The following is a 14238-nucleotide window of genomic DNA, read 5'->3' on the forward strand; positions in this document are numbered from 1 at the left end:
TGACTACACGTAGCCGCGGTCGATCAACGCGTACAGGTCGTCGTCGCTGTGGTTTGCCGGACGCGTCGTCGCCGCTTCCCCGGCTTCGGGCAACTCCGGTGCGAGGAGGGAGAAGATGTGGCGCCCGAGCGTTTGTGGCGTGGGATGGGTGAACGCGACGGTGGCCGAAAGCCGCACCCCGGCCGCCGCGGTGAGCCGATTGCGCAGCCGTACCGCCATCGAGGAGTCGAAACCCAACCCCTTGAACGTCTCCGTCGACCGGGCGAGGAGATCGGCGCCGGTCGGATCCGCGTCCCCGGTGTGCAGTACCGCCGCCGTCTCGGCGCACACCAGGTCGAGCACCGCAAGCTCCGAACCCAGGTCCGCCGTGACGGCGTTCGGGCCGGATCCACCATCGTGTGCGGCGGCGCCCGGGGACGTCGGGCCGGCGTCCTCGGGCGCGGTCAGCCAGTACCGCCGGCGCTGGAACGGGTAGGTCGGCAGGGGGATTCGGCGCGGTCGGTCCGCGGCGAACGCCGCCGCCCAGTCCACCGACACCCCACGCACGTACAGTTCGGCCAACGACGCCAGCACCTCGCCCGCGCTCCCGTCGTCCTTGTGCAGCGTGCCCACCACCACCGGCGAGGCGGCCAGCGCGTCGCCGGTCTCCGCCATCGCCACTTCGAGCACCGGATGCGGACTCACCTCGACGAACACCCCGCCGCGCTCGCGCATCAGGTGTTCGACCACCTCGCCGAACCGCACCGTCGAACGCAGGTTGTCGTACCAGTACGAGCCGTCCAGCACGTGCGTGTCGAGCGGTTCGCCGGTGACCGTGGAGTGGAACTCCACCGCCGAGGTGCGCGGCGACAGACCCGAGGTGGCCGCGAGCAGCCCGGTACGGATGCGTTCGACGTGGTGCGAGTGCGACGCGTAGTCCACCTTGACCCGGCGCACCCGGACACCCTCGTCGGCCGCCGTCGCCGCGAAACGGTCCAACGCCTCGTCGTCTCCGGAAATCACCACCGAGGACGGGCCGTTGACCGCCGCCAAGGAGAGCCCGGAGCACTGCCGCAACCGGTCCCGAACCCATTCGGGGGACGCGGCCACCGCACTCATCCCGCCCGAACCGGCCAGTTCGATCAGGGCCCGGCTGCGCACCGCGACGACCCGCGCCGCGTCCGCCAACGACAGCGCGCCCGATACGCAGGCCGCGGCGATCTCGCCCTGCGAGTGCCCCACCACGACGTCGGGGACCACCCCCAGCGACTGCCACACCCGCGCCAACGACACCATCATCGCGAACAACACCGGCTGGACCACGTCCACCCGATCCAACGACGCGGCCGACTCCGCACCGGTCAGCACCTCGGCCAACGACCAGTCCACCCACGGCTCCAGGGCCCGCGCGCACTCGTCGATCGAGGCCGCGAACACCGGCGACTGCGCGTACAACCGCTTCCCCATGCCCGGCCACTGCGACCCCTGGCCGGGAAACACGAAGACGACCGGACCCACCGGCCCCGCCGCCACCCCGCGCACGACCTGCGGCGCGGCACCGCCCGCCGCGATCAGGTCCAGACCGGCCAGGGCCTGTGCCCGGTCGGCGGCCGGCACCACCGCCCGATGCGCGAACGAGGACCGCGTCGACACCAGCGAGTATGCGATGTCCGCCACCGACCGTGAGGCGTCCGCGGCCGACGACTCCCGCAACCGCGCCGCCTGCTCGCGCAGCGCCGGCTCGGTGCGCGCCGACAACACCCACGGCACCGCCCCGAAGGGGCTCGCGGTGCCCGATTCCTCGGCGGCGGACCGGGGTTCGGTCCGCTCCTCGGGGGCCTGTTCGAGAATCACATGCGCGTTCGTGCCGCCCAGGCCGAACGCCGACACCCCCGCCCGCCGCGGTCGACCGGGCGTGCCCGGCCACGGCCGCCCGGCCCCAAGGACCTCGAAGTCCGCCTGGAAGTCCGGGATCGCGGGATTGGCGACGCGGAAGTTCAGGTTCGGCACCAGATGGGCACGATCCAGGCACAGCGCGACCTTGACGAAGCCGACGATGCCCGCGGCCGGCTCCAGGTGCCCGACATTGGTCTTCACCGAGCCGATCACCAGGGGCCGACTCCGGCCGGTCTCCCGGAACACCTCGCGCAGGCCCGCCGCTTCCGCCGGATCGCCGACTCGGGTACCGGTGCCGTGCGCCTCGACGTAGTCGAGGGAGTCGAACGGGACACCCGAGCGTGCGAGCGCGGACAACACGGCCGCCGCCTGTGCGCCGGGGCTGGGGTCGGGCATCCGGGAGGTCGCCCCACCGCTGCCCACCCCCCAGCCGCGCACCACCGCGTAGATGTGGTCGCCATCGGCCACGGCCAGGTCGAGCCGCTTCAACACGACGAACGCCCCGCCCTCCCCCCGGACGAAGCCGCCGGCCCGCTCGTCGAACGTAAAGCAACGGCCCTCGGGGGACAACGCGCCCAGGTTCGCCAGGCCGAGTCCGGCCTCCGGGTCGGCGATCAGGTGCACGCCGCCCGCGATCGCCAACTCGACCGCGCCGGCGCGGATCCGGTCGCAGGCCAGCGCCAACGACACGAGCGAGGAGGACTGGCCCGAGTCCGCGCAGAAGCTCATGCCGCGAACGTCGAACAGCGCGGAGATCCGGTTCGCGATCAACGCCCCGCTCGACCCGAGGGCGGCGTAGTGGTCGTCCCGGTCGCCACCGGACAGCCTGCGCAGCAGTTCGTACCCGGAGGGGGCCGCGCCGACCACGACGTCGACCTCCCGGCCCGCCAGCGCGGTCGCCGGGACGCGGGCGTCCTCGACGGCCTCCCAGGCGAGTTCCAGGCCCAGTCGCTGCACCGGGTCCATCGCGGCGGCCTCCGCCGGACCCGTACCGAAGAACTCCGCGTCGAAGCCGTCGATGGCCGCCAGGAACGAACCCGCGTTCACGGTGGCGGCGTCCGGGTGGGTCGAGGGGGGCGTCGTATCGGCCGCCCGCCGCTCGGGAAAGGTGCCGACGGTCGAGTTGCCCTCGACCAGCAGACGCCAGAACTCCTGCGGATCGTGCACGCCGGGGAAGCGGCACGACATCCCGATGACGGCAATATCGGTGGCTGCGCCACTCATGCGAGTCCCTTCCGGTTTCCTCGGCGCACGGCTCTCACGGGCTGCACGGCTTTCACCGCCAGGAGGTCGACAACTTCAGCAGTTCGTCCGCCGCTTTCATGAAGTCGTAGCGGCCTCCGTCGACTTCACGGATGTCGACGGAATCCGCGTACCGACGCCACCCCTGGAGCCGGTCGAGGCTCACGTCGGGGTCGTCCCGCCAGCGCAGGACCACGATCGGGCAGGGCAACGGGACCGGCTCCACCCGCCGGTACTCGCGCGCGGCGGCCAGGTCGCGAAGCAGCACCAGCATGCCCAGTTCGAGCATGTCCGGGCGCGGCTCGATGCCTCGGCCGCGCACGACCGCCGCCAACTCGGCCCGCAGCTCCGCCTCGGTCATGGCGAGCATCCGGTCGCCCGCCGCGTCGTGCGGTGCGACCTGACCGGAGACGATGAGCAACTCCGGTGTGGGCAGGCCCAGTTCGATCAGGCGCAGGGTGGTCTCGTAGGCGGGCAGCGCGCCCGCGCAGTGCCCGAAGAACGCGAACGGCCGGTCCAGCAACGGCGCCAGCGGTTCGGTCAGGTCGGCGACGAGCCGCTCGTAGGTGCCGTAGTGGGGTTCGGCCAGTCGGCTCTCACGGCCGGGGAACTGCACCGGGCAGACCTCGACGTCGTCGATCACCGCCGGCCAGCCGCCGAAGGCCGACGACCCGGAACCGGCATAGGGGAAACAGAAGATCCGGGCGGGGTGATCGCCGGACGGCGGCCGGACGAACCACGGCCACGTGGCGGCGGCGGATGTCATGGCGTCGTCCGCTTCCGGGCGACGATGGGCAGGTGGGTCATCCCGGCGATGAAGTACGAGCGCAGATGTTGCGGTTCGCCGGCGAGTTCGATCGATTCGAACCGCAGGAGCAGTTCCTCGAAGAAGATCCGCAACGTCTGCCGGGCCAGCGGTCCGCCGATGCAGTAGTGCGGCCCGAACCCGAACGCGACGTGGCGGTTCTCCCGCCGCGTGACGTCGAACCGGTGCGGATCGGTGAATTGGGACTCGTCCCGGTTGGCCGATCCGATCCACGCGACGACCGCGCCGCGGGCCGGCACGACGCCCCCGCCGATCTCGGTGTCGGCCACCGCGTAGCGCATGAAATTGCACGCGGCCGACGTCCAGCGCAGCCCCTCCTCGACCAGCGAGGGCACCAGCGTCGGGTCGGCCTGCACCTTGGCGAACTGCTCGGGCCGCTCGATCAGCGCGTGCACCGTGCCGGAGACGGTGTGCGGCGTCGTCACGTTGGCGCCCAGGAGCAGGCTGTACCCGTCGAGGGCGATCTCCTCGTCGGTCAGCGGCGCGTCTCCCGCGTGCACGGTCATCAGGTGGTCGAGCAGGCTGCCGTCCTCGCCGCCGGCCGCCCGCCGCTTCCTGACCCATTCGGTGACGTAGGTGACGAGTTCGTGGTGCGAGATGGCCAGCGTCGCGGCCTCGCTGCCGTGTCGGAAGTGCGGGTCCGAGGGGGCCGTGACCATGGCGGTCAACTGCACCAGCTCGTCCCAGTCCCGCTCCGGGATCCCCATCAGCGGTCCCGCGACGATCATCGGCAGCCGATGCGCCTGCTCGGCCAGGTCGAAGGTGGCGCCGTCGAGGGCCGGTTCGAGGAAGCGCACGATCGACTGCCGGATCCGGTCCTGCCAGGGGGCCACCGCCCGCGCGGTGAGCTTGGCGCCGATCGCCCGGCGCACCTGGGTGTGTCGCGGCGGATCGGTGGACGTCATCAGCTTGCCCGCCGCGACGTCGTCCTCCCCGAGGTGGGTGACCACCGTGCCGCGCTCCGAGGTGAACTCCCGGTGGTCGCCGAGCACTCGGCAGACGTCGTCGTAGCGGGTCACCGACCAGAACTCCCGCCCGTCCGGGAGGACCTGGTGGTGCAGGGGCGCCTCGGCCCGCATCACGTCCCAGATCGGATGCGGATCGCCCGAGGTGTACAGGTCCAGGTCGAACAGGTCGACGCGGTCCAGGTCGACGTCGCCTCCGGCACCCGGCGTCAACCTCACGACCGGGCCCTCCCCTGCTCGATCAGCTCGGCGACCCGGGCCGGGGTCTGCGCCAGATAGAAATCACGCACCGACAATTGCACGCCGTAGTCCCGGGTCACCCGGTCGATGATCTTGATCCCGATCAGCGAATTTCCACCGATGGCGAAGAAGTCGTCGTCCGCCCCGACCGCGCGGCCGTCGAGATATTCACCCCACAGCGCGGCAATTTCCGGGACGAGGGACACCGGCGCACTCGAAGGCGCGGCTTGTCGTTCCGACACCTGGTCCTGCCCACCTTGCCGGTGGACCTGCGGTGACGATTCCATGGCCAGCCTTTCCTTTCTCCGCCGAACGGGAATTACCACCCACGCCATTGCGGGTGTTCGCGAGGTTCGCCGGCCGGGCCGGCGCCGTGCCGGTACGCGGCGATCCGGAAGCCCGTCCCGGCATCGATCGGGTACTCGATACGTGCACCCGAAGGCCATCGCGACGCCAACGTAAATGGCCGGGGAAACCACAGGCAAGGGCCGGCGGTGCGGACGGCCGGCCGGGCACCGGTTGTCCCGCCAACAGGACATTATGAGCCGGTGCCCGGTCGCACGGCACCCGGGTACTGCGACTATCAGCCGCAATGTACGGCGGCCCGCGCCGCTCCCGGAGCGCCCGGAGACACGCGACTCCGGGCACGGTGACGTCATTGCCATCGCAGATCCGGAGAATTATGGTGACGATCGGGAGTAACGCCCAGCAGCTTCCGGGTGCATCAAACAATCATGTGCTGAAGGGGATTCCCGTGCTTAAGTCGCAACGGCTTGCGGTACTGCCCATCGATTCGTACGACCTGGATTCCGAATTGTCTGTCGTGGATCGCCACGAATACGGAGGCGACTATGACACCTATACCTTCGGATCGTGGTCGTCCCATGTGCTGGCCAATGGCAGCGGCGCCGATTCCGATACCGCCTTCCGCCCGCACGACGGTCGCCTGACCCTCACCGAACTGGGTCGGGAACTACCGGGAATCATGTCCCTGGTGACCGATAATTTCCCACTGGACCGGCTGCAATGGGTGCGCATCTTCAGCCTCCGTGACGGAATTCTCGCACCGCACGTGGACTTTCTCGAATTCGCCGAACCGGGCACCAGGTTGCAGATTCCGTTGCGCACCACCGATGAATCCCTCCATTCCGAGAACGACATCGTCTATCACCTGCGTCGCGGTGAGGTGTGGAAGATCCACACGACCGTCCCGCATTCCGTGCGCAGCTCCGTCGGGACGGCCCGGCTCTCCCTGTGCCTTGATTTCACGGACGCCGAAGAGCCCGTCGCGATCCGCAACGCCATCCCCGCGACCGAGCCGATCCGCATCGTCGAACGGCCCGAGCCGACCGACGCGGAGCTTGAGGAACTCATGGACTCTGGACGGGACTTGACCCCGGAGACCATGCGGGCGGCGTTCCGTCGCTTTGCCGCGCTGCACTTCGTGCGACGCGCACACGCCGCCGCGTCGTTCGACTGGTACGTGGAGGCCGTACGGCGCACCGGGGACGCCGACATGGTGGCCAAGGCGCAAGCCTTCCGCGCCTACTGCATCGAGAAGCGGGGCGACGGGGAAGCGTTCGTGTGGTGAGCCGCCCCGGCCGCCGGCGCAACGCCTGAGCAGCCGGCCCGCAGCACCCCGCACCACCCCGCCCCGAAGCGCCCGCCGAGCGATCGGGCACCGACAACCACCGATGGCACACCACCCCAAGGCGGTGTGCCATCGGCCGGTGCGGCTGCGATCAGCGCTTCACGGTGCCTTCGCGCAGCCGGTCGATCATGCGTCGGGTCGCCTCGATCGGACTGTCCTCGGAACCCTCGCGCGAACGCGACGTCAGCGCCTCGTTGAGCGGGGCCACCTTGGCGCTCCACTCGTCCTGCCCGGCGAAGGGAATCGTCTCGCCCTCCTGGTAGGCGGGGAACGGGCGGTAGGTGTTGAGACCGTTGCTGTCGGCCCCGCGGACGAGCAGGGGGTCCAGGTACAGCCCCTCGCTGTGGATCCGCGTGGTCGTCGAGATGTAACCGATGTCGAGACCGCACCGGCGCTTGGCGGAGGTGTTGGGTTCCGAGCAGTGCAGCAGGTGCGGATGGTGGATCGACACGTCGCCCGGCCGGAGTTCGATGTCCACGATGCCGCGCTTGTCCACCCACTCCCGCACCAGGGTCTCGTCGGACACGGAGAACAGCATGTTGTCCTTGTCCGTACGGACCGACGGTTTGTGCAGCGGCAGTTCGTGGCTGCCGGGGATCATGCGCAGGCAGCCGTTCTCGGTGTTGCTCTCGTCGACGGCCAGCCACACCGTCAGCGCCTCCATCGGACTGAGCGTCCAGTAGGCGCCGTCCTGGTGCCACAACACCGGTTGTCCGGTGTGCGGGGGCTTGCAGATGTAGTGGGCGGTGAAGCACGCCACGTCCGGGCCGAGGAAGAACTCCGCGATGTCCACCAGACGGGTGTCCGAGACCAGACGTGCCCAGAAGGCGTCGTTGCGGATCAGCGGGTGATGGAAGTGCTCGGGACGCAGGTCCGGGTACTTGCCGGTGAGCCATTCGACGTGGGCGCGCGCCTCGTCCACGACCTCCGGTGGCACGACGTTGCGGATGATGGAGAAGCCCTGCTCCGCGTACTCCGCCGCGGCCTTCTCCAATACGCCATCGCCAAGTGTGTTCATGGGTCAGCTCCTACTTGTCAGGTACTGCTTGCCGTGCGGAACGAGTTCGTGAAGCCGCCACGGGGTACCGTCTGCCGGCTCCTGAAGTTCGGCCCCGGACACGAAGAGGTGGTCGAAACCGGGGTGTCGACGCGGCATCGCCCCTGATGCGCAGCCGCTGTTGGCCGGGCAGACGGCCCGCGACACGGTTCCACTCGCGGTGGACACGGTTCCAGTGGCTCGTCTGCGTGTACGGATCGACGCTCACGCCCAACAGCGATCCGCCGGGCCGGGGGTCACGCCGGCCGATCGCAGCAACACGACCCGGGCCTTTTCGCGGTTCCCCAGCTCCAATACTCTGTCCGCCGGGCCGGAGGGTGTCAACGTTCCAAGGGCCGGTGCAAGGCCCGCCGGCAAGCCGGTCTGCGGGTGGCAACTGCGCCCGAAGTCACGGGATTTCGGGCTCCACGGCTGGTGGGACGGTCGGGCCCGGAGTCGGCTGCGGGCGGCGCGGTGCGCGGGCTGTCCCGTCGGCGGGACGGGTCCACCCGCACGCACCGGAAGACCGGGCGGATGCCTGCACGGGTGCGCGGCGCGGCGGTGATTTCGCCCCGCGTCCAGTTGTCCGCACCACCGGCGGGGCAACATGCGGATACCGGTACCGGCGCCGGTCGACCCGGGTGGCCGCCGTCGCACGCGCGCGACAGAATCAGCCGGTCGACGCGGTCACTGCCCGCCGAACACCCATGACAAAATCAATGGGTGCAGATCGGGATGCTGGGTCCATTCGAGGTGCGCACGGACGCCGGCGACCTGGCCGACGTGCCGGGCGCGCGGCTGCGCGGACTGCTGATCGCACTCGCGCTCAGGCCCGGTCGGGCGATCCCCAAGGCGTCGCTCGTCGACTGGATCTGGGGGGAACATCCGCCCGCCGACGCGACGAACGCCCTGCAACGCCTGGTCTCCCGATTGCGCAAGGTGCTGCCGGACGGCGCGATCGAGGGGCAGCCGGACGGCTACCGGCTGACGGTGGGGCCCGACGGCGTCGACGCCGTGCGATTCGAACGCCTGCTCGCCGCGGCCCAGTCCCGCGCCGAGGACGCCGCCGGACGGGTGCGGCTGCTGCGCGAGGCCCTGGCGTTGTGGCGCGGTGCGCCGATGCAGGACGTCGGTCTCCAGGACAGCGCCGCGTTCGACGCCGCGGTCGCCCGGCTCGAAGGGTTGCGGCTGACCGCGACCGAGGAGCGGGTCGACGCGGAGGTCGCCCTGGGGCACGGGGCCGAACTGGTGACCGAGTTGGCCGATCTGGTGACCGCGCACCCGCTGCGCGAACGGCTCGTCGCCGCCCTGATCCGCGCGCTCGTGGCGGCCGGTCGCGACAGCGAGGCGCTGCTGGCCTACGAGCGGGCCCGGGAGGCCCTGGCCGACGCGCTGGGCGTGGATCCCTCGGCCGAGCTGGCCGCGCTGCACGTCGCGCTGCTGCGGGGCGAGTTGGGGCCGAGCCGGGAGAGCCGCAGGACCAACCTGCGCGCCGAACTGACCACCTTCGTCGGTCGGGGCGCCGATGTCGCCGCGGTCCGCGAGCTCGTCGCCGAGCACCGCCTGACCACGGTGATCGGGCCGGGGGGCGCGGGAAAGACCAGGCTGGCCACCGAGACCGCGCGCACGCTGCTGGGCGACCTGCCGGACGGGGTCTGGCTGGTGGAACTCGCCGGCATCGGTGCGGACGGCGACGTGGCGCAGTCGACCCTGGTCGGTCTCGGCCTGCGCGACGCGCTGCTCGGCGGCGCCCCGAACGCGGAGCCGGTGGACCGGTTCATCGCCGCGATCCGCGAGCGGGAGACACTGCTGATCCTGGACAACTGCGAGCATGTGATCGAGTCCGCGGCGGTGTTCGCGCACCGGGTGCTCGGCGAATGCCGACGGCTGCGGATCCTGGCGACGAGCCGGGAGCCGCTGGGCATCACCGGCGAGGCGCTGTGGCCGGTCGAGCCGCTGGCGCTGCCGGAGGGGGACGCGCGGCTCGGCGAGATCGAGTCCTCACCGGCCGTGCGGCTGCTGCGCGACCGGGCCGGGGCGGTGCGCCGGGATCTGTGGGTGGACGCCCACACGCTGGCCACCATGGCGCGGGTGTGCCGGGCCCTGGACGGCATGCCGCTGGCGATCGAACTGGCCGCCGCCCGATTGCGCACCATGTCCATCGACCAACTCGCCAACCGCCTCGACGACCGGTTCCGCCTGCTGACCGGTGGCAGTCGGACCGCGCTGCCGCGGCACAAGACGTTGCGCGCGGCGGTCGACTGGAGCTGGGAACTGCTCACCCACGCCGAGCGGGTGGTGTTGCGGATGCTCTCGGTATTCTCCGGCGGGGCGAGCCTGGAGGCGGCCGAACGGGTCTGCGCGGGCGGCACGGTCGAGCGGGAGGAGGTGCTCGAACTGCTCACCGCGCTGACCGAGAAGTCGCTGCTGGTCGCCGAGGGTTCCGGCACCCCGCGCTACCGCATGCTCGGCACCATCAAGGAGTACGCCGGGCACCGGCTCGCGGAGGCGGGCGAGGCGGACCTGGCGCGCCACGCGCATCTCGCCTACTTCACCGAACTCGCCGAGACCGCCGAGCCGCATCTGCGCCGCGCCGAGCAGTTGCGGTGGCTCGCCACGCTGGAGGCCGAGCACGAGAACATCGGTGCGGCGATGCGCGGCGCGTTGGCGGCCGACGAGGCCCAGGCGGCGATGCGGCTCGCGGCGGGCGCGGGTTGGTACTGGTGGCTCGGCGGGCACCGGACCGAGGGCATCGAGCTGATCACCGCCGCCACCAGGATGCCCGGCGAGGTGACCGACGAGGTCCGGGCCACGGTCTACGCGCTGGTCGTGTTGTTCGTCAGTGCCGGGCGGGGCGACGAACACCAGGCCGCGGAGTGGATCCGCGAGGCGCACCGGCTCGGCCGTCGCAGCCGGCGCGGTTTCCCGCTGCTGGGGCTCGTCGCCGCGCTGGAACGCCTGTTGCAGTCGCCCGACGCGTTCCTGCCCGCCTTCGAACCGCTGCTGGACGACGAGGATCCGTGGGTGCGCGCGCTGGCCCGGCTGCACCTGGGCAAGATGCGGATCATGCTCGGCCACGACGGGCGGGACGCGGACGCGTACCTGGAGATGGCGCTCGCCGAATTCCGGGCGCTCGGCGAGCGGTTCGGCATCTCGTTCGCCCACAGCGAGTTGGCCGACCGAATAGCGGTGCGCGGGGAGTTCGCCGCCGCGTGCGAGCACTACGAACAGGCGATCGCGGTCGTCACCGAGGTCGGCGCCATCGAGGACGTCATCCGGATGCGGTCGCGGCAGGCGCAACTGTATTGGCTGGCGGGCGACAAGGACGCCTGCGCAGTCGCCATCGCCGAGGCGCAGCGCTGCGCGCAACGGGTGGCCTGGCCGGACGCGCTGGCCGAACTGGCCCTGGCGAAGGCCGAACTCGCCCGCTGGGAGGGCGATGCCGAGGAGGCCCGTCGGCAACTCGGCGTGGCGACGGCCATTTTGGGCGAGGACGCGGAGCAGGTGAACGTCCGCGGGCTGACCCAGGATCTGCTCGGCTACCTCGCCGAAGACCTCGACCAGGCCCGGGAGCACCGCGCGGCGGCCTGCCGGGCGGCGGCCCAGGCGGGCCACGCGCCGCTGATCGCCCAGGTGCTCGTCGGCGTCGCGGACCTGGCGTTGCGCCGCGGGGATCACGCGCAGGCCGCGCGGCTGCTCGCGGCGAGCGCGGCCGTGCGCGGGCTGCCGGACCGCTCGCACCCGGACGTGGCCCGGATCGAGCAGACCGTGCGGCGGTGCCTCGGCGACACGGGGTTCGCCGAGGCGGCTCGGGAGGGCACGCGGACCGACTGGTCGCGGCTCGTCGAGGTCACGCTCGCTTCTTGAACGTGGCCACCGCCCACACGTAGCCCAGCAGGGCCAACCCCAGACACCAGGCGACCGCCGCGAGCGCGTCGCCGGTCGACGGGTCGCCCGCCAGCAGCCCGCGCAGCGTCTCGATGATCGGGGTGAAGGGCTGGTACTCCACGAACTGCCGCACACCCGCTCCCATCGTGTCCGAGGGCACGATCGCGCTGCTGAGGAAGGGCAGCATGATCAGCGGCACGGTGGCCAGACCCGCCGACTCCGCGGTCTTCGCGGCCAATCCCATGGCGACGGTGAGCCAGCTCGCCCCGAAGGTGAGCAGCAGCAGCAGACCGACTACGCCGAGCCAGTCGAGAGCACTCGCCTGCGGGTCGAAGCCCATGGTGAAGGCCACCGCGACGATCGCCGCGCAGGCCACCAGGCAGCGCACCGTGGTGACCACGACCTGCCCGGTCAGTACCGCGCCGCGGGAGATGTCCATGGCCTTGAACCGGTTGATGATGCCCTTGGTCATGTCGTCGTTGACCGCCGTCGCGGTGGACCCCAGGCCGTAGCTGACGGCCATCACGAGCATGCCCGGCGTCGCGTAGTCGATGTAGTTCTCGCCGACGCTGAAGCCGCCACCGAGCACCTTGACGAACATGAGCAGGAGCACGATCGGGAACAGGATCGCGTTGAACAACACGAGCGGGTTGCGCACCGTGTGCTTGAGGTTGCGGCGCAACATGATCCCCGAGTCGGCCAACGCCGTCGAAACGCTGCTCACTTGGCGATCGCCTCCGCACTCGTGCGCCCGGTCAGGGCGAGGAAAACGTCGTCGAGGTCCGGCGTGTGCACCGCGAACTCCTCGGCGTTGATCATGTACTCGTCGAGCCGGTCCAGCAGGGCCCGCAGCGACCTCGACTGGCCGTCGCTGGGCACCCGCAGGGTCAGTTCCTCGTCGTCGCGCGCGCCCCCGGGCAGGATGCGATCCGCCACCTCGAGGTCGGCGATGTCGGTGAACCGGAGCCGGACGTGGGTGCCGGGAGCCTGGCGCTTGAGTTCGTCGGGAGTGCCCTCGGCGACCAACTTGCCCTGGTCGAGGACCACGAGCCGGTCGGCGAGCTGGTCGGCTTCCTCCAGGTACTGGGTGGTGAGGAAGATCGTGGTGCCCTCGGCCACCAACTCGCGGACGATCCCCCACATCGTGCGCCTGCTGCGCGGGTCCAGTCCGGTCGTCGGCTCGTCCAGGAAGATGATCCGCGGCGTGCCGACCAGCGTCATCGCCAGGTCCAGCTTGCGGCGCATACCGCCGGAGTAGGTCGCGGACCGCTTGTCCGCCGACTCCGTCAGGTCGAACCGCTCCAGCAGCCCCGAGACCAGTTGCTCCTTCGACCGCACCCGCTTCAGGTCCGCCATCAGCTCCAGGTTCTCCCGGCCGGACAACAACTCGTCCACCGCGGCGAACTGTCCGGTCACCCCGATGGCCGCCCGCACCGCCTTGGTCTCGGTCGCCACGTCGTGGCCTGCGACGCGCACCGTCCCGGAGTCGCCCTTGAGCAGGGTCGCCAGGACGTTCACCGTCGTCGTCTTGCCCGCCCCGTTCGGCCCGAGCATGGAGAACACCGATCCTGCGGCGACCTCGAAGTCGATGCCGTCGAGCACGACCTTGTCGCCGAATGCCTTGCGCAGCCCTGAGACTTCAATCGCCGAACTTTTCATGCCCCCACCGTGGCCGCCGAACCTGACACCGGTCTGTCACGCCCCTGACACGGCGCTCCGGCACACCCTCTCCGATGAACGGGGACGACATGCCGGAGCGAACGCGCCCGGGACACCGCTAACGATCGCGGCGGGATTGCGCCTCGATCAGATCCAGCACCTCCCGGCCCCGGTCGACCAGGTACATGTGATCGCCCGGGAACTCCGCATACTCGAACTCGCCGGTGGTCGCCTTCCGCCACTCCTGCGCCTGGTCCGCGCTCACCAGGCCGTCGGAGCCGCCCCGAATCGAGCAGATCGGCACCGACACCGGCTCGTCCGTGCTGGGCAGGTAGTTCTCATGCATCTCGCAGTCGGCCTGGAGCACGGGGAGGATCAGTTCCCGCATCTCCGGGTGATCCAGAGCCTCGTGCCGAAACCCCGCGAACTCCTCGACCCGGGCCAGGAACTCCTCGTCCGGAAGGCCGGTCGCCCGCCGCTCCCGCTGCGTCCACGGCCCCGGCGAACCACTGACGACGAGCCGCTCGACCCGCACTCCGCGGGCGTCGAGCAGATGCACCAACTCGTAGGCGAGCACCGCGCCCAGGCTGTGCCCGAACAGCACCACGGGCCGGGCCCCTTCGCCGAGGTCCGCGATGACGTCGTCGACCGATTTGCGGGCCGCTTCGACGACATTGCGGTACGGCGTCTCCAGAATCCGCCGCTCCCGACCGGGCAACTCGACCGAGAGCACCCGCCACCGGTCGCCGGACAACTCGCGCCACGGATGGAAGAACGACGGTCCCGCTCCCGCGAACGGCACGCACAGCAGCGCGCTCCGGTCGCGGTCGGGTCCGGACTTGTCCGCCTGTGTCAC

General features: G+C 70.8%; 10 protein-coding genes. 2 read left to right on the top strand and 8 right to left on the bottom strand.

The window, feature by feature from the left end; translation table 11 throughout:
* Positions 1-3: 3 nt before the first annotated feature.
* From ACH4U8_RS21550 to ACH4U8_RS21565, 4 genes are read right to left on the bottom strand one after another with little or no spacing between them, the layout of a single operon-like run.
* Complete coding sequence (locus ACH4U8_RS21550) at positions 4-3099, bottom strand: type I polyketide synthase (protein ID WP_395779431.1); 3096 nt, start codon at positions 3097-3099, stop codon at positions 4-6.
* A 52-nt stretch (positions 3100-3151) separates the two neighbouring features.
* The gene (locus tag ACH4U8_RS21555; protein WP_395779433.1) at positions 3152-3883 is read right to left on the bottom strand and encodes a thioesterase II family protein; all 732 of its coding nucleotides are present in this window, start codon (positions 3881-3883) and stop codon (positions 3152-3154) included.
* Positions 3880-5127, bottom strand: a complete 1248-nt coding sequence (locus tag ACH4U8_RS21560; protein WP_395779435.1) for a cytochrome P450 — start codon at positions 5125-5127, stop codon at positions 3880-3882. The genes ACH4U8_RS21555 and ACH4U8_RS21560 overlap by 4 nt, the downstream gene beginning before the upstream one ends.
* Positions 5124-5354 (bottom strand): phosphopantetheine-binding protein, encoded by a 231-nt coding sequence (locus ACH4U8_RS21565; RefSeq protein ID WP_360305631.1) that lies wholly within the window; start codon positions 5352-5354, stop codon positions 5124-5126. Before ACH4U8_RS21565 ends, ACH4U8_RS21560 begins: the two co-directional genes overlap by 4 nt.
* A 476-nt stretch (positions 5355-5830) precedes the next feature.
* Here ACH4U8_RS21565 and ACH4U8_RS21570 point away from each other — a divergent pair, with 476 nt between their 5' ends.
* Positions 5831-6739, top strand: a complete 909-nt coding sequence (locus ACH4U8_RS21570) for a putative nonproteinogenic amino acid hydroxylase (protein ID WP_395779437.1) — start codon at positions 5831-5833, stop codon at positions 6737-6739.
* A 151-nt stretch (positions 6740-6890) separates the two neighbouring features.
* Here the strand turns inward: ACH4U8_RS21570 and ACH4U8_RS21575 are convergent, their stop codons facing one another.
* Entirely contained in the window at positions 6891-7817 is a 927-nt protein-coding gene (locus tag ACH4U8_RS21575; RefSeq protein ID WP_395779439.1) for a phytanoyl-CoA dioxygenase family protein, read from the bottom strand.
* A gap of 741 nt (positions 7818-8558) precedes the next feature.
* Here ACH4U8_RS21575 and ACH4U8_RS21580 point away from each other — a divergent pair.
* Positions 8559-11702, top strand: a complete 3144-nt coding sequence (locus ACH4U8_RS21580) for a BTAD domain-containing putative transcriptional regulator (RefSeq protein ID WP_395779441.1) — start codon at positions 8559-8561, stop codon at positions 11700-11702.
* Here the strand turns inward: ACH4U8_RS21580 and ACH4U8_RS21585 are convergent.
* The 3 genes from ACH4U8_RS21585 to ACH4U8_RS21595 all read right to left on the bottom strand — a co-directional run bounded on the left by ACH4U8_RS21585 (position 11686) and on the right by ACH4U8_RS21595 (position 14238).
* Positions 11686-12447 carry an ABC transporter permease gene (locus ACH4U8_RS21585; RefSeq protein ID WP_360305623.1) on the bottom strand — a complete coding sequence of 254 codons (762 nt, stop codon included), beginning with the start codon at positions 12445-12447 and terminating at the stop codon, positions 11686-11688. The genes ACH4U8_RS21580 and ACH4U8_RS21585 overlap by 17 nt on opposite strands.
* The gene (locus ACH4U8_RS21590; RefSeq protein WP_360305621.1) at positions 12444-13382 is read right to left on the bottom strand and encodes an ATP-binding cassette domain-containing protein; all 939 of its coding nucleotides are present in this window, start codon (positions 13380-13382) and stop codon (positions 12444-12446) included. The genes ACH4U8_RS21585 and ACH4U8_RS21590 overlap by 4 nt, the downstream gene beginning before the upstream one ends.
* A 118-nt stretch (positions 13383-13500) precedes the next feature.
* Positions 13501-14238: a thioesterase II family protein gene (locus ACH4U8_RS21595; RefSeq protein WP_395779443.1), complete on the bottom strand. Its 738-nt coding sequence runs from the start codon at positions 14236-14238 to the stop codon at positions 13501-13503.

This window comes from Embleya sp. NPDC020886 (genome assembly GCF_044333915.1).
In the GTDB taxonomy this organism is placed as follows: domain Bacteria; phylum Actinomycetota; class Actinomycetes; order Streptomycetales; family Streptomycetaceae; genus Embleya.